The 21,614-nt window shown below is 66.9% G+C and carries 18 protein-coding genes; 8 read left to right on the forward strand and 10 right to left on the reverse strand.

The features are described 5' to 3' along the window. Nucleotides 1-3 precede the first annotated feature (3 nt). Together ACVWWW_RS12165 and ACVWWW_RS12170 are read right to left on the reverse strand one after the other, a co-directional pair. Complete coding sequence (locus ACVWWW_RS12165; protein WP_051235236.1) at nt 4-1,803, reverse strand: phosphoenolpyruvate carboxykinase (GTP); 1,800 nt, start codon at nt 1,801-1,803, stop codon at nt 4-6. Nucleotides 1,804-1,847: 44 nt separating this feature from the next. Beyond that, entirely contained in the window at nt 1,848-2,432 is a 585-nt protein-coding gene (locus tag ACVWWW_RS12170) for a TetR/AcrR family transcriptional regulator (protein ID WP_027083314.1), read from the reverse strand. A gap of 207 nt (nt 2,433-2,639) precedes the next feature. Between ACVWWW_RS12170 and ACVWWW_RS12175 the strand changes: the two genes are divergently transcribed. Both ACVWWW_RS12175 and ACVWWW_RS12180 read left to right on the forward strand, forming a co-directional pair. Next, complete coding sequence (locus tag ACVWWW_RS12175) at nt 2,640-5,114, forward strand: acyl-CoA dehydrogenase (RefSeq protein ID WP_027083313.1); 2,475 nt, start codon at nt 2,640-2,642, stop codon at nt 5,112-5,114. 66 nt (nt 5,115-5,180) lie between these two features. Beyond that, the gene (locus tag ACVWWW_RS12180) at nt 5,181-5,654 is read left to right on the forward strand and encodes a hotdog fold domain-containing protein (protein WP_027083312.1); all 474 of its coding nucleotides are present in this window, start codon (nt 5,181-5,183) and stop codon (nt 5,652-5,654) included. A gap of 3 nt (nt 5,655-5,657) precedes the next feature. Here ACVWWW_RS12180 and ACVWWW_RS12185 read toward each other — a convergent pair whose 3' ends face one another. Continuing rightward, nucleotides 5,658-6,512: a metallophosphoesterase gene (locus tag ACVWWW_RS12185; RefSeq protein WP_051235234.1), complete on the reverse strand. Its 855-nt coding sequence runs from the start codon at nt 6,510-6,512 to the stop codon at nt 5,658-5,660. Next, nucleotides 6,509-7,816, reverse strand: a complete 1,308-nt coding sequence (locus tag ACVWWW_RS12190) for an MFS transporter (protein WP_051235232.1) — start codon at nt 7,814-7,816, stop codon at nt 6,509-6,511. The genes ACVWWW_RS12185 and ACVWWW_RS12190 overlap by 4 nt, the downstream gene beginning before the upstream one ends. A gap of 107 nt (nt 7,817-7,923) precedes the next feature. Between ACVWWW_RS12190 and ACVWWW_RS12195 the strand changes: the two genes are divergently transcribed. Together ACVWWW_RS12195 and ACVWWW_RS12200 are read left to right on the forward strand one after the other, a co-directional pair. After that, nucleotides 7,924-9,519: a choline dehydrogenase gene (locus tag ACVWWW_RS12195; protein ID WP_027083310.1), complete on the forward strand. Its 1,596-nt coding sequence runs from the start codon at nt 7,924-7,926 to the stop codon at nt 9,517-9,519. Nucleotides 9,520-9,738: 219 nt separating this feature from the next. Next, the gene (locus ACVWWW_RS12200; protein ID WP_027083309.1) at nt 9,739-11,094 is read left to right on the forward strand and encodes a serine hydrolase domain-containing protein; all 1,356 of its coding nucleotides are present in this window, start codon (nt 9,739-9,741) and stop codon (nt 11,092-11,094) included. Nucleotides 11,095-11,798: 704 nt separating this feature from the next. On the opposite strand, the gene ACVWWW_RS12205 is transcribed toward ACVWWW_RS12200, so the two are convergent. The 6 genes from ACVWWW_RS12205 to ACVWWW_RS12230 all read right to left on the reverse strand — a co-directional run bounded on the left by ACVWWW_RS12205 (nt 11,799) and on the right by ACVWWW_RS12230 (nt 17,379). Next, a complete protein-coding gene (locus tag ACVWWW_RS12205; RefSeq protein WP_051235230.1) occupies nt 11,799-12,341 on the reverse strand; it encodes a histone H1-like repetitive region-containing protein in 543 nt (180 codons plus the stop codon). A gap of 867 nt (nt 12,342-13,208) precedes the next feature. Next, nucleotides 13,209-13,601 (reverse strand): glycine cleavage system protein GcvH, encoded by a 393-nt coding sequence (gene gcvH / locus ACVWWW_RS12210; RefSeq protein WP_027083307.1) that lies wholly within the window; start codon nt 13,599-13,601, stop codon nt 13,209-13,211. 110 nt (nt 13,602-13,711) lie between these two features. Next, complete coding sequence (gene gcvT, locus ACVWWW_RS12215) at nt 13,712-14,815, reverse strand: glycine cleavage system aminomethyltransferase GcvT (protein ID WP_027083306.1); 1,104 nt, start codon at nt 14,813-14,815, stop codon at nt 13,712-13,714. A 75-nt stretch (nt 14,816-14,890) separates the two neighbouring features. After that, nucleotides 14,891-15,331, reverse strand: a complete 441-nt coding sequence (locus ACVWWW_RS12220) for an NfeD family protein (RefSeq protein WP_027083305.1) — start codon at nt 15,329-15,331, stop codon at nt 14,891-14,893. Between the two features lie 10 nt (nt 15,332-15,341). Next, nucleotides 15,342-16,286, reverse strand: coding sequence for an SPFH domain-containing protein (locus tag ACVWWW_RS12225; RefSeq protein WP_036142052.1), 945 nt, complete (start codon nt 16,284-16,286; stop codon nt 15,342-15,344). Between the two features lie 118 nt (nt 16,287-16,404). After that, nucleotides 16,405-17,379 (reverse strand): aldo/keto reductase, encoded by a 975-nt coding sequence (locus ACVWWW_RS12230; RefSeq protein WP_027083303.1) that lies wholly within the window; start codon nt 17,377-17,379, stop codon nt 16,405-16,407. A 288-nt stretch (nt 17,380-17,667) separates the two neighbouring features. Here ACVWWW_RS12230 and ACVWWW_RS12235 point away from each other — a divergent pair, with 288 nt between their 5' ends. The 4 genes from ACVWWW_RS12235 (at nt 17,668) to dusB (ending at nt 21,598) form a co-directional block, all read left to right on the forward strand. Continuing rightward, the gene (locus tag ACVWWW_RS12235) at nt 17,668-18,231 is read left to right on the forward strand and encodes a TMEM165/GDT1 family protein (protein ID WP_027083302.1); all 564 of its coding nucleotides are present in this window, start codon (nt 17,668-17,670) and stop codon (nt 18,229-18,231) included. 85 nt (nt 18,232-18,316) lie between these two features. Beyond that, entirely contained in the window at nt 18,317-19,594 is a 1,278-nt protein-coding gene (locus ACVWWW_RS12240; RefSeq protein WP_027083301.1) for a nucleoside permease, read from the forward strand. A 9-nt stretch (nt 19,595-19,603) separates the two neighbouring features. Then, the gene (locus tag ACVWWW_RS12245; RefSeq protein ID WP_027083300.1) at nt 19,604-20,584 is read left to right on the forward strand and encodes a ribokinase; all 981 of its coding nucleotides are present in this window, start codon (nt 19,604-19,606) and stop codon (nt 20,582-20,584) included. Nucleotides 20,585-20,605: 21 nt separating this feature from the next. Next, nucleotides 20,606-21,598 carry a tRNA dihydrouridine synthase DusB gene (gene dusB / locus ACVWWW_RS12250; protein ID WP_027083299.1) on the forward strand — a complete coding sequence of 331 codons (993 nt, stop codon included), beginning with the start codon at nt 20,606-20,608 and terminating at the stop codon, nt 21,596-21,598. Nucleotides 21,599-21,614: the final 16 nt, after the last annotated feature.

The raw sequence follows: 21,614 nt of genomic DNA on the forward strand, positions 1-21,614 counted from the left end.
GAATCAACCGAGCTGCGATGCGATCCGCTGCTGCTCGGCATGTAGCGCCTGGGGCATGCGGGGGCCGTATTCGCGGAGGTAGTCGCCGATGCTGGCGAACTCGGTGCGCCAGCCGTCGTGGTCGAAGCCGAACAGCTTGGCGCGGACTTCGTCGGAGAGCTGCACGCCGTCCAGGTTCAGGTCCTGCTCGCGCGGCAGTGCGCCGATCGGCGTGTCGATGGCGTCGGCGGTGCCGTCGACGCGCTTGATCATCCACTCGAGCACGCGGAGGTTGTCGCCGAAGCCGGGCCACAGGAACTTGCCGTCGTCGCCCTTGCGGAACCAGTTGACGTGAAAGACCTTGGGCAGCTTGTTCTGGCCGTTGTCGAACGACAGCCAGTGCGCGAAGTAGTCGGCGAAGTTGTAGCCGCAGAACGGCTTCATCGCCATCGGGTCACGACGCATGACGCCAACCGCGCCGGTCGCCGCGGCCGTCGTCTCCGAACCCATCGCAGCGCCGACCAGCACGCCATGCGTCCAGTCGCGTGCTTCGAACACCAGCGGCACGAGTGACGCGCGACGGCCGCCGAATACGATCGCCGAGATCGGCACGCCGGTCGGATCTTCGGCGTGCACCGAATAGCTCGGGCACTGCTTGGCCGACACGGTGAAGCGTGCATTCGGATGCGCGGCCGGGCCCTTGTTGAAATCGTAGTCATTTCCGCGCCAGTCAAAGGCAGGCTGGCCTTCGTCGAGACCTTCCCACCACGGCTGGCCATCGGCGGTCAGGCCGACGTTCGTAAAGATGGTGTTGCTGCGAATGGTCGCGAGCGCGTTCGGGTTGGACTTCGCCGACGTGCCGGGCGCGACACCGAAGAAACCGGCTTCCGGATTGATCGCGTACAGGCGGCCGTCGGGACCGGGACGCATCCAGCAGATGTCGTCGCCGACCGTCCACACCTTCCAGCCATCGGCGCGATAACCCTCCGGCGGAATGAGCATGGCGAGGTTGGTCTTGCCGCAGGCCGACGGGAACGCGGCGGCGATGTAATGCGTGTCGCCCTGCGGGTTCTCGATGCCGAGGATCAGCATGTGCTCAGCCAGCCAGCCTTCCTGCCGCGCCTGGTGCGAGGCGATGCGCAGCGCGTGGCACTTCTTGCCCAGCAGCGCGTTGCCGCCGTAGCCCGAGCCGTACGACTTGATCGTCAGCTCTTCGGGGAAATGCATGATGAAGCGACGGTTCGGGTCGAGTTCGCCGATCGAATGCAGGCCGCGAACGAAGGTGCCGTCGCGCTCGATGCGCTGCAGCGCCGGCTCGCCCATGCGCGTCATGATCCGCATGTTGGCGACGACGTACGGGCTGTCGGTGATCTCGACGCCGCAACGCGAGATCGGCGAATCGATCGGGCCCATGCAGTACGGGATGACGTACATCGTCCGCCCCTCCATGCAGCCGTCGAACAGGCCGTCCATCTGGGTATGGCCGTCGGCCGGCGACATCCAGTGATTGTTCGGGCCGGCGTCGTCCTGCTGCGAGGTGCAGACGAAGGTCAGGTGCTCGACGCGCGCGACGTCGTCCGGGTGCGAGCGGTGCAGCCAGCTGCCCGGGTTGGTCTGCTCGTTGAGGCGGATCAGCGTGCCGTCGGCTTCCATCTTCGCGACCAGCGCGGCGTTCTCGGCATCGCTGCCGTCGCACCAGTGGATCGCGTCGGGACGCGTGAGCGCAGCAACGTCTTCGACCCAGCGCGCGAGACTTGCCAGCGTGGTTCCGCGGCCCTGCACCTCGGGGGTGCGTTTGTCGACGTCCTGGACGAGGGCATTCATGCGGAAACCTCCTTACAAAGCGAATGGAAAACGGTGTCGGATCCTCAGGGGATCAGCGTGGCCATCATGTGCTCGACGAATGCCTCGAACTCTTCGCGCGGCAGGCGCGTCTGGTTGAGCTGGAGGTTGAGCTGCAGGAAGCCCACGTAGGCGGCATAGGCGAGGCGCGCGCGATTGAGCGCGGCGTGCGGGTCCAGGCCGGCCTGGCGGAATGACGCGGCGAGCCATTCGAGGCGACGCTGCGAGACGCGGCCGATGACCGGCGCGACGATCGGGTGGTCCAGCGCTTTCAGCAGCGCCGAATAGATGATGTGCGAGGTGACCTCGTGCGCGACGACGTCGAACAGCTGGCGCAGGCGCTGGCGCGGGTCGGCGATCTGCTCGAGCTGGCCGAAGATCGCTTCCTGCTCGGTCTTCTCCCAGCGCTCCAGCGCGGCGACGAGCAGCGACTCGCGCGACGGGAAGTGCCAGTAGAAGCTGCCCTTGGTGACGCCGAGGCGGCGCGCGAGCGGTTCGACCGCCACGGCGGCGACACCCTGCTCGGCGATGAGGTCGAGAGCGGCCTGCGCCCAGTCATCGGCGCTGAGGCGCCCCGTTCGGTCGGACTTGGCCGGCGTGTCGGTCGTCATGGTCGCAGTGTATCCGTACGGGTCCGGCCGGGACAGTATGCGTTAAGGAATTCGCCCGTCCGGCCGCTGAAAAGTGCGTTGACAGCGGTCCGAAAACGTTACCATACTCGCCCGTATGTCGGGTGTTTCATGCTGCCGTTTGAATCCGGCGCCCGCCCTTGCCATCACCACGAAAACCGCGCGGACGCCCGTCCGCTGGAGCGCTCCATGAGCATCGCCGCACCGTTCCTCGTCCTGCTGATCCTTGGCGGCGTGGCCGCCTACCACCGCATGCGCCTCGCGCCGTGGGTCGCGATGTCCGTCGCCGGTCTTGTCGCGTGCTGGCTGCTCGGCGCCAACGCGACCGCCACCATCGTCGCGGCCGTGCTGTTCGCGATCATCGCGGTGCCGCTGCTGGTGCCGGCGCTGCGCCAGACGCTGGTGACGCAGCCGCTCTTCGGGTTCTACAAGAAGATCCTGCCCCCGCTGTCGGAGACCGAGCGCGTCGCGCTGGAGGCCGGCACCGTGGGTTGGGAAGGCGAGCTGTTCTCCGGCAAGCCCGAGTGGAACGTGCTGATGTCGCAGCCGAAGCCGACGCTCAGCGCGGACGAGCAGGCCTTCCTCGACGGCCCGGTCGAAGAGCTGTGCCGCATGGTCGACGACTGGTCGATCACGCACGTGCACGCCGACCTGCAGCCGGAGCTGTGGGACTACATCAAGCGCAACAAGTTCTTCGGCATGATCGTGCCGAAGGAATACGGCGGCCTTGGCTTCACCGCGCTCGGCAACCACAAGGTGATCGAGAAGCTGGCGTCGATCTCGTCGGTGGTGAGCTCGACGGTCGGCGTGCCGAACTCGCTGGGCCCGGCCGAACTTCTGATGCACTACGGCACGACCGAGCAGAAGGACTACTACCTGCCGCGCCTGGCCGACGGCCGCGAAGTGCCGTGCTTCGGCCTTACGGGCCCGTGGGCGGGTTCCGATGCCACGTCGATTCCGGACTACGGCATCGTGACGATGGGCGACTGGAACGGCGCGCGCGTCGTCGGCGTCAAGCTCACCTTCGACAAGCGCTACATCACGCTGGCGCCGGTCGCGACGCTGATCGGCCTCGCCTTCCGCATGTACGACCCAGACCACCTGCTCGGTGAGAAGGAGGACATCGGCATCACCCTCGCGCTTCTGCCGCGCGATACCGACGGCGTTGAGATCGGGCGTCGCGCAATGCCGCTGAACTCGCCGTTCCAGAACGGCCCGATCCGCGGCAAGGACGTCTTCATTCCGCTCAGCCAGCTCATCGGCGGCGAAGCGTATGCCGGCAAGGGCTGGCAGATGCTGGTCGAGTGCCTGTCGATCGGCCGGTCGATCACCCTGCCCTCCACTGCATCCGGCGGCTCGCGCATGGGCGCTCGCGTAACCGGAGCGTACTCGCGCATCCGCAAGCAGTTCGGCCTGTCGGTCGGCCGCTTCGAAGGCGTCGAGGAAGCGCTCGCACGCATCGGCGGCAATGCGTACACGATCACCGCGCTCGCCGAAGCATCGGCGGCGGCGGTGGCGCGTGGTGAACTGCCCGCGGTGCCGTCGACGATCGCGAAGTACCACTGCACCGAGATGGGCCGCGAGGTCATCAAGGATGCGATGGACATCCACGGTGGCAAGGGCATCATCCTCGGCCCTAAGAACTATCTCGGCCGCGCGTGGCAGGCCTCGCCCATTGGCATCACCGTGGAAGGCGCGAACATCATGACGCGCTCGCTGATGATCTTCGGACAGGGCGCGATCCTCTGTCATCCGTGGGTCCTCAAGGAAATGAAGGCCGCGAACAATCCGGATCGCACGCAGGCGCTGCGCGACTTCGATTCGGCGCTGTTCGGCCACATCGGTTTCGCGATCAGCAACGCGGTGCGTTCGCTGTGGTTCGGCATCACCGGCGCGACTATCGGTGCCGCACCCGGCGACGACTACACGAAGCGCTACTTCCGCAAGCTCAACCGCTATTCGTCGGTGCTCGCGCTGATGGCCGACACGTCGATGCTGCTGCTCGGCGGCAAGCTGAAGTTCAAGGAGTCGCTCTCGGGCCGCCTCGGCGACGTGCTGAGCCAGCTCTATATCGCCAGCGCGATGCTCAAGCGTTATCACGACCAGGGTGCGCCGGTGGCCGACCAGCCGCTGCTCGCGTGGTCGTTCCACAACTCGATGCACAAGCTCGAGCTGTCGCTGTCGGCCGCGCTGCGCAACTTCCCGGTGCGTCCGGTCGGCTGGCTGCTGTGGGCGCTGGTGTTCCCGTTCGGCCGTCGCGCAGTGGCGCCGAGCGATCGCCTGAATCACAAGGTCGCGTCGATCCTGATGACGCCGGGCGAAGCACGCGATCGCCTCGGTCGCGGCGCGTTCCTGACGCCGGGCCCGTTCAACCCGGCCGGTCGCATCGACAGCTACCTGCCGGCGGTCGTCGCGGCGGAGCCGGTCGAGCGCAAGTTCCAGAAAGCGCTCAAGGGCCACGAGGTGGAAGCGCACGACTTCGCGTCGCAGCTCGATCTCGCCGTTCGCAACGGCTGGATCACCGCGGACGAGCGCACACAGCTCGAAGCGCTGCGCGAGATCACCATCGACACGATCAGCGTGGATGACTTCGAAGCCTCCGAGCTGCGCTCGTCGGGCTATGCCGCCGTGACCGGCGAACCGGGCCAGCGCGCAGCGGCCTGATCGATACGCGAAACGTTCTGCACGACGGCGGGCATCGACCCGCCGTCGTCGTATCCGGAGTCCACGATGAACCTGCTTGCCCTGCATCGACGCATGACGCGCTGGCCACTCGGCCGCTGGCTGTTCGCCCGCGCGGTCTGCTTCAAGGCGCCCTACTTCGGCAGCATCGCGCCGCGCATCGACGCACTGGAGCCGGGCCACTGCGTCGTCTCGTTCGCGCATCGGCGCGCGGTGACCAACCACATCGGCACGGTGCACGCGATCGCGCTGTGCAACGCGGCGGAACTTGCCGCGGGACTCGCGACCGAAGCCGGGTTGCCGCAGTCGATGCGCTGGATTCCGAAGGGCATGCAGGTCGAGTACGTGCGCAAGGCGACGGGCCGCATGACCGCGACGGCCCGTGTGCGCGACGACCTGCCGAACGGCGGCGATGCACGCGAAGCGCCGGTCGACGTGGAAGTCACCGATCCCCACGGCGAGGTCGTCTTCCGCGCCGTCGTATCGATGTGGGTATCGCCGCGGCCGCCGCGCGCCGCGTAGTGCTCAGCGCTGCGCGCGCAGCGTCAGGCGCGAGATCTCCGGCGGCACGCCGATGCGCATCGGCATGATGCTGGTACCGATGCCCGGCGAGACGAACAGCGGTCGCGACGCGTCGCCGTAGTAGCCGCGGATGTAGCGGTTCTCGGGCTTGCCCCATTGCGCGGGCTGGCCGATGCCGGGCAGCGAGATCTGACCGCCGTGCGTGTGGCCCGCCAGCACGAGCGCAGCGCGCGACGGAATCTGGTCGACGAGCGCGGGGTTGTGCGTCATTACGATCGCGGGCGCGTCGTCGTTGATGCCAGCGAACGCCTTGTGCACGTCGTGCTTCGCGGTCCACAGGTCACCGACGCCCACGATCCACAGCGGACAGCCGCGAATGACGGTGCGACGCGACTCGTCTTCCAGCACGACGACGCCTGCGGCCTCCAGCGCGCGACGCACGCCCGGCCCGCCCTTCCACCAGTCGTGATTGCCGAGAACGGCGTAGACGGGCTTACGCGCGGTCAGAGCGCGCCAGTGCGGTGCGCTGACATCGGCGGGAATGTAGCGGCCGCCGAGCACGCTGAGGATTACGTAGTCGCCGGTCATCAGCACCGCGTCGGAATCGCTGGACTCGAGCTGTGCGACCACGCGGTCGAGATTGTCGAGGCCGTTGTTCGGCGAACCGGTGTGCACATCGCTGACGTGGTCGATGCGCAGCCCTTCGCATGCGGCCGGCCAGCGCGGCAGCGCGATCGTGTAGTCGCGCTCGACCAGACGGCGCGGCTCGACGAACAGGCCGTAGACCACCGCCACGAACGCCAGCGCCACCCACGCGAAGAACAGCCGTCGCAGCCAGTGCCGGAGCTGCGGCCTCATGCGCGCGGCACGTCCTGTCCCGCATCGCGCACACGCGACAGGCGCCAGCCGATCGCCGCGGCCGCGCTCGCTGCGGCAAGCCCGATCGACGCCACGCCGCCGACGGTCGCGCCGAGCGCCTTCATGCTGTTCATCGTGAGTGCCACAAGAAGATCACCGAACCGCCAGACGGCCGTGTCGACCGCGTTCTGGCCTTTGTAGCGTTCGCTTCGCGCGACCTGCGTGAACAGCGCATGGCGCGATGGCTCGGCGAGACCGTAGCCCAATGCGCGGGTGACGATCGCCGCGAGCGCGACGGCCGGCATCGCGCCCACCAGCGGGGCGTACGCATCCGGCGAGAAGACCACCAGCGCGAGCGACGCCATCGCGACCGTCGCCCAGATGATGAGCACGCGACCCGGGCCGATCATCGGCATCAGCCACCAGGTGACGCCGACCTGCAGCAGCATCGTCAGCACGTTCGACGCGAGGTCGACAGTCGCGGCGAATGCAGTGCGCGCTTCGCCGGTCGCGAACGTCGCGCCGCTGTAGTCGGCGAGCAGCGCGTAATTGATCGTGCCGATGCCGTCGGCGAGGATCAGCAGGATCGCCATGTTGCGCATGAACGGGCTAGCAATGACCTGCTTGAGCCCGTCGAGCATGCCGCCGCCGAGCGGTGCGTCGTCCAGCGTTTCGATGCGCGCGTCATCGCGTGCCCAGCGACCGAGAACCACCGAAAGCACCGTCGCGATGGCGAGCAGCGATGCGGATACGCCGAGCAGCGGTGCAATGCCGACCACGCCGACCAGAGACTTCGTAATCGCCGGACCCGCAAGCGCGCCCGCCGTCCCCGCGAACCCGATCAACGGGAACAAGCGCCGCGCCTGCACCGGGGACCAGATGTCGGACATGAACACCCAGAACACGGACACCACGAAGAGATTGAACACGCTCACCCACACGAAGAACACGATGCCGAGCGTCCGCGCATCGAGCGCATCCTGGTGCGCGAAGAACGGCATGAAGCCGAGCAGGCAGGCCACGAACACGCCGTAGACGACGGGAACCATCACGCGTCGCCGCCAGCGCGACACCAACGCGGCGAACAGCGGCGTCAGCGCGAGCGTAGTGATGAAGGTCGCGAGGTAGAACCACGGAAGCTGCGTCGACCCGACCGCCGCCGACAACTGCTCGCGCACCGGACGGATCACGTAGTACGCGGTGAGCACGCAGAAGAAGTACGCGAGCGAGAGCAGCAGTGCCGGCCACTCGCCGCGACGCACGCGCCCCTGATCTGCCGGGGACTGCTCGGGATGCGCGCTCATCGGTCGCTTCCGGTGGGGGATGCGCACCGTACCGTCCGCGCGGCCGCGCCGCCACCCTTGCCCGTTATGCTGCGGCCGCGACCGCCCGGTCGTCGTGCGGGGTGAGCATGTACGACTACATCATCGTCGGCGCTGGGTCCGCTGGCTGCGTGCTGGCCAATCGCCTGAGCGAGGACCCGTCGGTACGCGTGCTGCTGCTCGAAGCCGGCCCGCGCGATCGTCATCCCTTCATCCACATGCCGGCGGGCATCGCCAAGCTCGTCAACGTGCGGCGTCTCAACTGGGACTACAACACCGCGCCCGAGCCGGCATTGAACGGACGTCGACTGTGGTGGCCGCGCGGACGCGTGTTGGGCGGGTCCAGCTCGATCAATGCGATGTGCTACATCCGCGGCAACCCCGTCGATTACGACGACTGGGCCGATGCGGGCGCGACGGGTTGGTCGTGGCGCGACATGCTGCCCTACTTCATCCGCAGCGAGAACAACGCGCGCGGTGCGGACGCATTGCATGGCGACGCGGGGCCGCTGCATGTTTCCGACCTGCGCCACGTCAACCCGCTATCGCGCGTTTTCATCGACGCCGGCGAACAACTGGGCTTCGCACGCAACGATGATTTCAACGGTGCGCCGCAGACCGGCTTCGGCCTGTACCAGGTCACGCAGAAGGACGGCGCACGCTGTTCGAGCGCGGTTGCCTACCTGCGCCCTGCGCTCGGTCGACCGAACCTCGAGGTGCGCACCGGTGCGCTGACGACCCGCGTGCTGTTCGATGGTTCGCGTGCGAATGGCGTCGAGTACGCGATCGGCCGCGGTCTGCATCGCGTGCATGCGTCACGCGAAGTGCTGCTCTGCGGCGGTGCGATCAACTCGCCGCAGCTGCTGATGCTGTCGGGCATCGGGCCTGCGGACGCGCTGCGACGCCATGGCATCGCAGTGCAGCACGACGCACCCGATGTCGGCGCGAACCTGCAGGACCATCTCGACATCTGCACGCTGCATGGCAGCCGCATGCCGGTCACCTACGATCGCGTCAGCGACCTGCGCATCGCGTTCGATTATTTCCTGCGCGGGCATCGTGGGCCCGGCTCGTCGAACATCGCGGAAGGCGGAGCGTTCGTTCGCTCCCGGCTCGCGCTCGACGCACGCCCCGACATCCAGCTGCACTTCGTTCCTGCGCAGCTCGACGATCACGGCCGCAATCGCCTGCCCGGCGACGGCTACACGATCCATGCGTGCTTCTTGCGACCACGTAGTCGCGGCGCGATCGAACTCGCGTCCTCCGATGCGGCGCAACCCGCGCGCATCGCCGCGAACTACCTGTCGGACGGCGACGGCTTCGACCTGCGGATGATGCTGGAGTGCGCGCGGCTGTCGCGGGAGCTGCTCATGCAACCCGCGTTCGATGCGTATCGCGGCTCACCGGTGCTGCCCGTACGCAACGACCTCACCGATGCCGAGCTCGTCGACTTCATTCGCGCCAAGGCTGAGTCCGTCTATCACCCGGTCGGCAGTTGCCGCATGGGCAGCGACGACGCGAGCGTGGTCGATCCGCAACTGCGAGTACGCGGCGTCGACGGGCTTCGCGTGGTCGATGCGTCGGTAATGCCGCGGCTGGTCAGCGGCAATACGAATGCGCCGACGATAGCCATCGCGGAACGTGCAGCCGATCTCATTCGCGAACGACCGCCGCTTCACGCCTGAACGGACTTTTTACAAACCGGTGACGGATAACGAACGCGCGCGGGTCCGCAATGGCTCTACTGCGTGCCTCGACGCGCCGCACGTGAACGATACGCAGTGAAGCGGCCGGCGCTGCGTCACTGTTTTCGAGCAAAAACATGAATATGAATGTCTTTCCTCTGGCGTCACTTGATGACGACGCTATGATCGACCCGTGAATGTTTCGTGGATGCCGCACCCATGACTGACGCCGCCCTTCGCTTCCGCCGCCGTGGTTTCCATGTCGGCGCGCTGGCCTTCCTGCTGCCGGTCGCACTCGGTACCGGCGCGGGCGCGCAAACGCCTCCGCCGCCGCGTTGGACGCCCGCAACCACCACGACCATCGCTGCACCGCAGCAGGTCGTGCGCAATCCGTTGCCGATCGCAGCCGACTTCAATGTCGCGCAGATCGAATCGCTCGCGCAGTCGCTCGTCGCGGACCAGAAGGTGCCGGGCCTGGCGATGGCGATCGTGCACAAGGGTCGCATCGTCAGCGTGCGCGGTTACGGCATCACCGACATGTCGGCCGCCGAGCCGGTCGACGCGCACACGGTGTTCCGTCTCGCGTCGCTGTCGAAGGCGTTCGCGGGCACGCTCACCGGCCTGCTCGTCAACGACGGTTCGCTGCGTTGGGACAACAAGGTCACGCAGTACCTGCCGAACTTCCAGCTCAGCGATCCGAACGCCACGCAGGCGGTGACGGTCGCGAACGTGGTGAGCCAGAGCGTCGGCCTGCCGCGCAACTCGCTTGATCGCGATCTCGAGTCCTACGTCCCGTACACGACGCTGACGCAGCGCCTCGCGTCGGTGCCGCTCGCCTGCCAGCCGGGCGCCTGCTACGGCTACCAGAACGTCGCCTTCAGCCTGATCGGTGACGTGGTGTTCGCGGCGACCGGCCAGTTCTACGGTCAGGAAGTGCAGCGCCGCATCTTCAAGCCGCTCGGCATGAACGACGCGAGCATCGGCATGGAAGGCCTGGAGTCGAGCCCGCGCTGGGCGCATCCGCACGTGCACGGCCGCGGTGGTTGGGTGTCGGTCATGCCGAAGACGCCGTACTACCAGGTGCTGCCGGCGGCGGGCGTCAACGCGAGCGCGAGCGACATGGCGCAGTGGCTGGTCGCGCACACCGGTTATCGCCCGGACGTGCTGCCGGCGTCGCTGCTCGCCACGCTGCACACCGCGCGCGTCGATACGCCGAGCGAGATGCGTGCATCGCCGTGGCGTCGCGAGCGCCTGAGCTCGGCGGGCTACGGCATCGGCTGGCGCGTCTACAACTACGCCGGCAACACGCTCGTCTTCCACGGCGGCGCGGTGCAGGGCTATCGCGGCGCGGTGGCAATGCTTCCCGATCGCGACTTCGGCGTCGCACTGCTCTGGAACAGCGAGAGCTCGCTGCCGTCCGCAATGATCCCGACCATCCTCGACCGTGCACTCGGCATTCCGGGCAGCCACTGGATGAAGGACGACTTCGACGAGCCGACGCAGTTCGTGCAGAACGACGAAGACGGCCAGCAGCCGGGCACGAGCGCCGCGAAGTCGACCGCAGCGCCGCACTGAGTTTCGTCTAGCGGGAAGAAGGCGGCCGGCATATTTGTCGGCCGTTTTCGTTTGGGGGAATGGCGCGCGCATCGTGCGGCGCCAGGTTCGAATGCCGGGCGGCAATGCGACGCCGGGCGCTGCGTGCGTCCGTGTTAACGCGCGTCGTTCGATCGCGGCCGGCCGCCCTAGCTATCGTCGCGCCCCGACCCCAGACGCGCTGCGTCGCGTCGGGTCGCTCGCGGGGATCTGTTCGCGACTCGCTGAGCATGCGCGGAAAGGATCGGGCACGTAGCACGTTGGACGCGCAACGACCGAAGCGACTGCTTACGCTGCGTGGTGCGATGCCTATGCGACCGCGCAGCGGTCGCCTCGACATCAACGCTCCGGCCGCACTCGTGCCACGTCATCCTCTCGCCCTCGCCGCCGCTCGCTGACGGCTGCTAGACGGATGGGTCCTTGGAGCTGGCACCGCGACGTCGCTCATCGGTCGCTGACGCGATGCACAGCTCGGCAGTACCCATTGCGCTGCCGTAAGCAACGGCAGCCGATCTCCGATCGCGACGAGTCGTCACTGCAGGCGTCGCGTCGCGACAGGGCAATGCGTCGCATCCGACCCGCAGTCGCGGCACCGGCATCGTCATCGTCATCGCGCCAAAAAAAAACTCTCCCCCGCCTGGGCTGCGGGAGAGAGTCGGGTGTTGCGGTAATCGGGTATTTTTTTCTTAGATCATCGGAGCCGGGGTGGCCGGCATCGTCATCGGGGCATCAGCTCGGCGACGGGTCGCCTTACGGGCGCCGCCCTTCTTCGCTGCGGTCTTGCGCGCGCCGCCGGCCTTCTTGGCCGTCTTGCGGGCGCCGCCCTTCTTGGCTGCGGTCTTGCGAGCGCCGGCCTTCTTGGCGGTGGTCTTGCGAGCGCCAGCCTTCTTGGCAGTGGCCTTGCGAGCGCCAGCCTTCTTGGCCGTTGCCTTGCGAGCGCCCTTCTTGGCTGCAGTCTTGCGAGCGCCGCCCTTCTTGGCTGCGGTCTTGCGAGCGCCGCCCTTCTTGGCTGCAGTCTTGCGTGCGCCCTTCTTGGCTGCGGTCTTGCGAGCGCCGCCCTTCTTGGCTGCAGTCTTGCGAGCGCCGGCCTTCTTGGCGGTGGTCTTGCGCGCGCCCTTCTTGGCGGCGGTCTTGCGGGCGGTCGACTTCTTCGACGCGGCCTTCTTGCCAGCAGCCTTCTTCGTGGCCTTCTTGGCGGTGGACTTCTTGGTGGCTTTCTTCGTGGCCATGGGGTGGCTCCTCGTTTAGTGGTCTATCGGGGTGTTGCCCAGTTCAAGACAACGTCGCGGGAACAGCCCAGCGACTGACCGCCACACCCTGGAACCGATGTGGCGGAAGCAGCGGCGAAACGCGGATGCGTCCACCGAATTCGACAGCACCTGTCTGGTTTGAACATTCCGCTGGGGCATGAAAAAGCCCGGACCGCCAGCTGCGGATCGGGCTGCTTCGGAATGCGGAATGTGTTTTCGCGAGGGAAACGGATCCTGCGTCCACCGGTTTGATGTCCCGGGCGGAGGTCCGTTTTGTGGTGCGCGTTGTCGCGTCTGTTTTGATCACTCGCATTCGCAGGTTAGCTGCTGGGGCGAAACCTAATCACCGATTTTTTTGATGTCAACAACCTGGGCGAAATTTTTTTTCCCAAGTCCGCGCCCCGCTTGGGTTTCGGGTCCGCATCGAGCACCTCCGACGTAACTCGCGGATGCGCATCGAATCGTTCGCATCATTTTCTACGCGCAACGAAACCCCTACGTTTCAAGTGTTTCCGTGCAGCACTTCGATTTACTTCGATGCATTCGTCGACGTCGCGCGATGCGTTCCGCGAACCCGAACGGAACCTCAACGCCGCGCGTCGGCGGCGTGTGCGCGATGCGAAGACGACGTCGCGATCTGGCGCCGCACAACCCGATTTGCGCGAAAGTGCGCGAGCTTTCGAACGCTGTCGACACGTCCACATCGACCGTTTCGACGACCGCGATCGCGTGTCGCGCACCGCTCGCGCGACGTCGTCGTCGTGCATCGACCGTCGCTTCGCATCGTCCGAAACGAAGAAGGCCGCGGATGTCCGCGGCCTTCGGTGACTGCTTCGCGACTGCGAATCAGTGGTCGTCTTCCAGCTGCTCGGCGTAGTCGTCGGGATCGAGGAGTTCGTTGAGCTGCTCCGCGTCCTCGATCTCGAGCTGGTACAGCCAGCCTTCGCCGTAGGCGTCTTCGTTGATCGTTTCCGGCTTGTCGGCGAGCGCCGAATTGACCGCGACGATCTTGCCGGTGAGCGGCGCGTACACGTCCGACGCGGCCTTGACCGACTCGACGACGGCGCATGCGTTGCCGGCTTCGACGCGGTCGCCGACGGTGGGCAGTTCGACGTACACGAGGTCGCCGAGAAGTCCCTGCGCGTGGTCGGAAATGCCGACGGTGACTTTGCCGTCGCCTTCGACGCGGGCCCACTCGTGGGTCTTGAGGAACTTCAGGTCGCCAGGGATCTCGCTCATGGGGGCTCCGGTGCGTCGTGGGTCGCGTGCGTTGATGGGTGGATTCGATGCGTCGCTAGTTTAGCCATGCGATGCGGACGGGACAGCCGCTCGTCCGCACGATGTTTCGATCAGGCGTCGGGGACGAGGTTCGCGCCTTCGCGCACGAACGGATACTTGACCACGCGCACCGGAATTTCGCGGCCGCGGATGTCGACGCGCACGTCGCCGGGTTCGCCAGCGGGAATGCGCGCGAGCGCGATCGCCTTGCCAATGGTCGGCGAGAACGTGCCCGACAGGATCTCGCCCTCGCCCGCCGCGGTGATCACTTTCTGTCCGTGGCGCAGCACGCCCTTCTCGTCCATGACGAGCCCGACCATCTGTCGCGCGCTGCCGTTCGCGAGCTGCTGCTCGAGCGCGGCGCGTCCGATGAAGTCGCGGCCTTCGTCCATCGCCACGGTCCACGCGAGGCCGGCTTCGTACGGCGACACGTCTTCGTCCATGTCCTGGCCGTAGAGGTTCATGCCGGCTTCGAGGCGCAGCGTGTCGCGCGCGCCGAGTCCCGCCGGCTTTACGCCCGCCTGCACGAGTCGATCCCACACGCGCACGGTCTGGTCGGCCGGCACGAGCACTTCGAAACCGTCCTCGCCGGTGTAGCCGGTGCGCGCGACGAACAGTTCGAGCCCGTCGTCGGTGACGCCCGTCGCCGCGGCGAAGCGGCCGACCTTCTCGACTGCGGCACGATCGGATTCGCGCAACAGGCCGATGACCTTGGCGCGCGCGTTCGGACCTTGCACCGCGATCATTCCGTAGTCGTCGCGCTCGGTAACGCTGACGTCGAACGCGATCGCCTGGCCACGGATCCACGCGAGGTCCTTGTCGCGGGTGGCAGCGTTGACCACGAGGCGGAAGAACGACTCGTCGAGGAAATAGACGATGAGGTCGTCGATGACGCCGCCGCGCTCGTTGAGCATGCAGGTGTACAGCGCCTTGCCCGGCTTCTTGAGCTTGTCGACCGAGTTGGCGACCAGCATGCGCAGGAAGTCGCGCACACGCGCGCCGCGCAGGTCGACCACGGTCATGTGCGAGACGTCGAACATGCCCGCGTCGCGACGCACCTGGTGGTGCTCGTCGATCTGCGAGCCGTAGTGGATGGGCATGTCCCATCCGCCGAAGTCGACCATCTTGGCGCCGTGGGCGCGGTGGGTGTCGTTGAGGACGGTCTTGCTCGTCATGGCGGGATCACGGCGTGGGGTGAGCCCGTGATTATCGCGGATACGCGCCGGCGGGTCAGACGCCGGCGGATGGACTCAGTCCTGCGGCCGCACTTCCAGCGTCATGCCACGCACGCCGACCACGCGAACGCGCGCGCCCAGCGGCAGGTCCGGGCCTTCGACATCCCAGATCGCGTCCGCGATCTGCACGCGGCCGTGGCCGTCGATGATCGGCGCCATCAACGGCACCACGCGGCCGACCATCTGTTCGGCGCGACGGTTGAGCGACGGCCGGTCGCTGTCGCGGCCGTGCGTCCGGAAGAAGCGCAGGTAGACGAAGACCGACAGCACGCTAAGCAGCGCGAACGCGATCATCTGCCAGACGAGTGCGAGGCCGGGCATCGCGACGACCAGCACGCACGTCGCCGCGGCGGCAATGCCGAGCCACAACATGAAAGCGCCGGGCGCGATGATCTCGGCCGCGATCAGCACCAGCGCGACGAGCGCCCAGACGGTTGCGGTGAACGTCCAGTGCATGGCGTCGACCTCAGCGCGGAAGCGCGGGTGGCTTCGGTGCGTTCGGGCGGTCCAGCGCTTCCTTCGCCAGTTCCGCGATGCCGCCCAGCGAACCGATCACGCCGGACGCTTCCATCGGCATCAGCACGAACTTCTGGTTGGGCGCTTCGGCCAGCGACTTGAACGCCTCGATGTACTTCTGCGCGACGAAGTAGTTGATCGCCTGCACGTTGCCCTGCGAGATCGCGTCGGACACCAGCTGCGTCGCCTTCGCTTCGGCTTCGGCCGAACGCTCGCGCGCTTCGGCGGCACGGAACGCGGCTTCGCGCTGGCCTTCGGCTTCGAGGATCACCGACTGCTTCTCGCCCTCGGCCTTGAGGATCGCCGCCTGGCGGAAGCCTTCCGCTTCGAGAATGTTCGCGCGCTTCTCGCGCTCGGCCTTCATCTGCCGCGCCATCGAATCGATCAGGTCGCGCGGCGGCGCGATGTCCTTGAGCTCGATGCGATTGACCTTGATGCCCCACGGATGCGTCGCCTGGTCGACGGCCACCAGCACCTTCGTATTGATCTCATCGCGCTTGGACAGCGACTCGTCGAGGTCCATCGAACCGATCGCGGTACGGATGTTGGTCATGACGAGGTTGAGGATGGCGATCTCGAGCGTCGCCACTTCGTACGCGGCCTTCGCTGCGTCGAGCACCTGGAAGAACACGATGCCGTCGACCTTGACGACCGCGTTGTCCTTGGTGATCACGTCCTGGCTCGGGACTTCGAGCACCTGTTCCATCATGTTGATCTTGCGGCCGACGCCGTAGACGACCGGGAACAGGAAATGCAGCCCGGGCTCGAGCGTGTGCGTGTAGCGCCCGAAGCGCTCGACCGTCCACTGGTAACCCTGCGGGACCATGCGCACGGTCTTGAAGATCGCGATCACCACGACGAATGCGATGACCAACCCGACAAGCGAAATGCCCATGTGTCCCCTCCCCTGGTGGATGCGGCGAGTATAGGCCTCGCGAGCGGCTGCAACCGCGCGGCCGCACGGCGCGACGACGGACGCGCGCGCGGCGTGCAACCTCCCTCTATATATATGTCTACGCCGCAGCGGCCTCGAGCTGCTGCCACTGCACCTCGTCGAGCGCGTTGGCGAGTTCGAGCGCCTGCAGGTTCTGCAGCAGTTGTTCGACGCGGCTTGCGCCGAGGATCACGCTCGACACGTGCGGGTTGCGCAGGCACCAGGCGATGGCGAGCGTCGCCGGCGGATGGCCGATCGACTTCGCGGCTTCGGCGAAACGGCTGGCGCGTTCGATGCGCCGCTGGCTTTCGTCGCCGACGACGATGCGCTTGAGCCAGCCGAGCTCTTCGCGTTCGAGTCGTGCCGGTTCGTCCTTCGATGCGTTCGCGTACTTGCCGGTGAGCAGGCCGGATGCGAGCGGCGAGAAGGTCGTCGTCCCCAAACCGAGTTCCGCATACAGCGGCGCGTATTCGAGTTCGACACGCTCGCGATGCAGCAGGTTGTACTGCGGCTGCTCCATCATCGGCGCGTGCAGGTGGTGCGACTTCGCGACGCGGTGCGCCTCGCGGATCAGCGTGGCCGGCCATTCCGACGTGCCCCAGTACAGCACCTTGCCCTGGCGGATGAGCGCGTCCATCGCCCAGACGGTTTCCTCGACCGGCGTGTCGGGATCGGGACGATGGCAATAGAAGAGGTCGAGCGCGTCGACACGCAGGCGCTTGAGCGCCGCATGGCAGGCGTCGTGCACATGCTTCTTCGAGAGGCCGCGTTGCGTCGGCCGCGGATCTTCCGCCGCGCCGAAGAACACCTTGCTCGACACGCAGAAGCCGTCGCGCGGCAGGCGCAGGTCGGCGATGACGTCGCCCATCACCGACTCCGCGTTGCCCTGCGCGTAGCTCTCGGCGTTGTCGAAGAAGTTGATGCCGTGGTCCCACGCCGCGGCGACGAGGTTGCGGCATTCGCTGCGCGGCACCTGGTTGCCGAAAGTGAGCCACGCACCGAACGACAGTGCGGACAGCGGCAGGCCGGATGATCCGAGGCGGCGGTAGTGCATGGTCGGCTCCGTGATGGGACGAGGCATCGTAACTGCGCAACACGTGACGCACGTCCGGTAATCGATTGCATCGGCGCGCATTCACCGCGGCGCGCAGGTGCATCGGTACAATGCACGCTCCTCTCGGGGAGTAGTCCGCCGTCGCATCGACGGCCCGCGCGTCAACACACTCGGCCAGCCGGCCGTGGTGCGCGGAGGATCGCAATCCGGTCCGGGGCAAGACCGAAGGCGTTACGCGTCCAGCCGGGCCGCGTTGCGCCTTCGTGCATGCCCGGCATCGGACTCCCAATGAACGCACTCCTCATTTCGACCGGTACGGTCGCGCTCGCCGAAATCGGCGACAAGACGCAGCTGCTCGCCCTCATGCTGGCCGCGCGCTATCGCAAGCCGTGGCCCATCGTCGGCGGCGTCGTCATCGCGACGGTGCTCAACCACTCGCTCGCCGCCGCGCTCGGCGACTGGCTGTCGTCGCTGCTCACGCCCGACGTGCTGCGCTGGATCGTCGCCGGCAGCTTCATCGCGGTCGCACTGTGGACGCTCAAGCCGGACAAGCTCGACGACGGCGACGATCGCCTGTCCAAGTACGGCGCGCTGGTCGCCACCACGATCGCGTTCTTCCTCGCCGAGATCGGCGACAAGACGCAGGTCGCCACTGTCCTCCTCGCCGCGCGATTCCACGATTTCGTGCCGGTGGTGACGGGCACGACGCTCGGCATGCTGCTGGCGAACGTGCCGGTGGTGGTGCTGGGAAGCCGCTTCGCCGATCGCCTGCCGCTGAAGGCCGCGCGCCTCACCGCCGCCGCCGTGTTCGCAGCGCTGGGCATCTGGGCGCTGGTCCGGGGAATCGGCTAGTCAGGTAGCCAGCCACCGGCCGGCTTCACCACGGCTGCTTTTGCCTCTACGCTGCGGCGACTTCCGCGCCTCACTAGGACCGCCCGTGAATCTCAAGCTGCGCCTCACGCTGATGAACTTCCTCCAGTTCTTCGTCTGGGGGGCGTGGCTGATCACGGTCGGCGCCTACTGGTTTCAGAACCGCCAGTGGTCGGGCACGAGCTTCGGCGCGATCTTCTCGACCATGGGCATCTCGGCATTGTTCATGCCGTCGCTGATGGGCATCGTCGCCGACCGCTGGATCAACGCGGAACGCCTGTACGGCGCGCTGCACATCCTCGGCGGCGTGTTCCTGTGCCTGTTGCCGCGCGCGGCCGATCCCAACCAGTTCTTCTGGCTGATCCTCGCCACGATGCTCTGCTACATGCCGACGATCTCGCTGGCGATCGCGGTGGCCTACAACGCGCTGAAGGGTGAGGGCCTCGACGTCGTACGCGATTACCCGCCGATCCGCGTCTGGGGCACGGTCGGCTTCATTGCCGCGACGTGGACCACGAGCTGGCTCGGGCTCGAATCCTCGCCGGGTCAGTTCTATGTCGCCGCGGCCGGCTCGATCCTGCTCGGCATCTACGGCTTCACGCTTCCCGCCGCGCCGCCGCGCCTCGGTCGCGACGACAGCCGTTCGCTGATCGACGCGCTCGGCCTGACGTCGTTCCGTCTATTTCGCGATCGCAACATGGCGGTGTTCTTCGTGTTCGCCATGCTGCTCGGTGCAGCGCTGCAGCTGACCAACGCGTACGGCGTGACGTTCCTCAAGGACTTCGAGTCGCTGCCGCAGTTCAAGGATTCGTTCGGCGTGCGCCACTCGGCGGTGATCATTTCGATCTCGCAGATCTCCGAAACGCTCTTCATCCTCACCATCCCGTTCTTCCTGAAGCGCTTCGGCATCAAGGCGGTGATGACGATCAGCATGATCGCGTGGTTCCTGCGCTTCGGCCTGTTCGCCTACGGCGATCCGGGCCCGGGCCTGTGGATGATCGTGCTGAGCTGCATCGTGTACGGCATGGCGTTCGACTTCTTCAACATCTCCGGTTCGCTGTTCGTCGAACAGCAGAGCGACCCGCGCATCCGTGCATCGGCGCAGGGCCTCTTCATGCTGATGACCAACGGCATCGGCGCGGTACTCGGCAGCTCGATCAGCGGCTGGATGATCGATCGATTCTTCACGGGCGCAAATGGTGCGAAGGACTGGCACGGCATCTGGACGACCTTTGCCCTGTACTCGCTCGCGATGGCGATCCTGTTCGTGCCGCTGTTCCGTCATCGCCATACCGCGGCCGCAGCGGTTGCGGGCCACGGCACCGCCGACGTCAACAATCCCTGAGTCGTCGCAATGACGCCGATGGTCACGGTGGTCGGCAGCTTCAATGTCGACCACGTCTGGATGCTCGACGCCCTGCCCGCTCCGGGCGAAACGCGTTCATCGCGCTACATGAGCGGACCGGGCGGCAAGGGGTTCAATCAGGCGGTGGCGTCGGCGCGTTCCGGCGTGTCGACTCGCTTCGTCTGTGCACTCGGTGACGACGCGGGCGGTGTGTACGCGCGGTCGCTCGCGGTGGCCGACGGCATCGATCTTCGCGACGCGCCGAGCGAGGCACCAACCGGTTCGGCCGGCATCTTCGTCGACGCGAACGGTCGCAATTCGATCGCCGTTGCCGGTGGTGCGAACGATACGTTGACTGCATCGCACGTTCGCGATGCGCTGAGCACGGATGCGTCGGCGGTCGTGCTCGTGCAGCTGGAAACTCCGAGCGAAGCCGCGCTCGAAGCGTTCGCGATCGGACGCGCATCCGGTGCGATCGCGATGCTCAATCCAGCACCGGCGAATGTCCCGGTCGCACCGTCGCTGCTTGCGTCAGCCGACATCGTGACGCCGAACGAAACCGAGTTCGCCGCGCTTGTACGCACGCATCTCGGTCGCGAGATCGACGCGCGTTCGCTGGTCGACGCGGACGACGCGCTCTTGCACGCGCTGTGTCGCGCACTGCTGCGGAACGGCACCGTCGTCATCACGCTCGGCGCAGCCGGTGCGTTCGTCTCGCATGCCGATGACTCCATGCGCGGCGACAGCGAATCCCACTATCGACTCCCCGCGCGAATCGTGAGCGTGGTCGACACCACCGGCGCCGGCGACGCATTCAACGGCGCACTCGCCTCATCGCTCGCCGCACAACCGTCGCTCCCGTTCGCCGCCCACGCGCGCTACGCGATCGCGTACGCCAGCATGTCGACCGAGCGCCACGGCGCTGCACCCTCCATGCCGTCGCGCAACGACGTTCAGGCCCGCTTTCCGGACGCCACGGCCGCCGCCTGACCCGCCGCGTAGAATGGCGGCATGCGCATCGGCCCACATGAGATCGCGCCCCGCGTGATTCTCGCGCCCATGGCGGGCGTTACCGACAAACCGTTCCGGCTGCTCTGCAAGCAGCTTGGCGCCGGGCTGTGCGTGTCGGAAATGACGACGTCGGACCCGCGCTTCTGGAACACGTCGAAGTCGCGCCACCGCATGGACCACGTCGACGAGCCCGCACCGATCAGCGTGCAGATCGCGGGTACGGTGCCCGAAGTGATGGCCGACGCCGCGCGTCATAACGTCGACCACGGCGCGCAGATCATCGACATCAACATGGGTTGCCCGGCGAAGAAGGTCTGCAACGCATGGGCGGGCTCGGCGTTGATGCGCGACGAGGCGTTGGTGGGCCGCATCCTCGAAGCCGTGGTCAATGCGGTCGACGTGCCGGTGACGTTGAAGATCCGCACCGGCTGGGCGGCGGATGCCAAGAACGGGTTGACCATTGCGCGCATCGCCGAAGGCGCGGGCATCGCGTCCCTCGCCGTGCACGGCCGCACGCGCGACCAGCAGTACACCGGCTTCGCCGAGTACGACACGATCGCCGCGGTGAAGGCGGCGCTGTCGATTCCGGTCGTCGCCAATGGCGACATTGACTCGCCAAGCAAGGCCGCCGAAGTGCTCGCCTACACCGGCTGCGACGCGGTGATGATCGGCCGCGCCGCGCAGGGCCGTCCGTGGATCTTCCGCGAGATCGCGCATTACCTCGCGACCGGCGAAGAGCTCCCGCCGCCGTCGCTGGACGAAGTGCGCGACGTGCTGCTCGGACATCTCGACGCGCTGCATGCGTTCTACGGCGAACTGTCCGGCGTGCGCATCGCGCGCAAGCACTTGGGCTGGTACGCCAAGGACCGGCCGGAGAACGCGGCGTTCCGCGCGGTGGTCAACCGTGCCGAGACCGCCGAGGCACAGTTGCGCCTCACCCGCGACTACTTTGACGCGCTGATCGCCGGCGTGCCGGTGCGCGAAGCCGCCTGACCTCACGGCGGCTTTC

It is taken from the genome of Lysobacter sp. HA18, from assembly GCF_054057595.1.

Excerpts from the sequence above, each read along its gene's own strand:
- ACVWWW_RS12165 (WP_051235236.1), bottom strand. The coding sequence starts at position 1,803 with ATGAATGCCCTCGTCCAGGACGTCGACAAACGCACCCCCGAGGTGCAG.
- ACVWWW_RS12170 (WP_027083314.1), bottom strand. The coding sequence starts at position 2,432 with ATGACGACCGACACGCCGGCCAAGTCCGACCGAACGGGGCGCCTCAGC.
- ACVWWW_RS12175 (WP_027083313.1), top strand. The coding sequence starts at position 2,640 with ATGAGCATCGCCGCACCGTTCCTCGTCCTGCTGATCCTTGGCGGCGTG.
- ACVWWW_RS12180 (WP_027083312.1), top strand. The coding sequence starts at position 5,181 with ATGAACCTGCTTGCCCTGCATCGACGCATGACGCGCTGGCCACTCGGC.
- ACVWWW_RS12185 (WP_051235234.1), bottom strand. The coding sequence starts at position 6,512 with ATGAGGCCGCAGCTCCGGCACTGGCTGCGACGGCTGTTCTTCGCGTGG.
- ACVWWW_RS12190 (WP_051235232.1), bottom strand. The coding sequence starts at position 7,816 with ATGAGCGCGCATCCCGAGCAGTCCCCGGCAGATCAGGGGCGCGTGCGT.
- ACVWWW_RS12195 (WP_027083310.1), top strand. The coding sequence starts at position 7,924 with ATGTACGACTACATCATCGTCGGCGCTGGGTCCGCTGGCTGCGTGCTG.
- ACVWWW_RS12200 (WP_027083309.1), top strand. The coding sequence starts at position 9,739 with ATGACTGACGCCGCCCTTCGCTTCCGCCGCCGTGGTTTCCATGTCGGC.
- ACVWWW_RS12205 (WP_051235230.1), bottom strand. The coding sequence starts at position 12,341 with ATGGCCACGAAGAAAGCCACCAAGAAGTCCACCGCCAAGAAGGCCACG.
- gcvH (WP_027083307.1), bottom strand. The coding sequence starts at position 13,601 with ATGAGCGAGATCCCTGGCGACCTGAAGTTCCTCAAGACCCACGAGTGG.
- gcvT (WP_027083306.1), bottom strand. The coding sequence starts at position 14,815 with ATGACGAGCAAGACCGTCCTCAACGACACCCACCGCGCCCACGGCGCC.
- ACVWWW_RS12220 (WP_027083305.1), bottom strand. The coding sequence starts at position 15,331 with ATGCACTGGACGTTCACCGCAACCGTCTGGGCGCTCGTCGCGCTGGTG.
- ACVWWW_RS12225 (WP_036142052.1), bottom strand. The coding sequence starts at position 16,286 with ATGGGCATTTCGCTTGTCGGGTTGGTCATCGCATTCGTCGTGGTGATC.
- ACVWWW_RS12230 (WP_027083303.1), bottom strand. The coding sequence starts at position 17,379 with ATGCACTACCGCCGCCTCGGATCATCCGGCCTGCCGCTGTCCGCACTG.
- ACVWWW_RS12235 (WP_027083302.1), top strand. The coding sequence starts at position 17,668 with ATGAACGCACTCCTCATTTCGACCGGTACGGTCGCGCTCGCCGAAATC.
- ACVWWW_RS12245 (WP_027083300.1), top strand. The coding sequence starts at position 19,604 with ATGACGCCGATGGTCACGGTGGTCGGCAGCTTCAATGTCGACCACGTC.
- dusB (WP_027083299.1), top strand. The coding sequence starts at position 20,606 with ATGCGCATCGGCCCACATGAGATCGCGCCCCGCGTGATTCTCGCGCCC.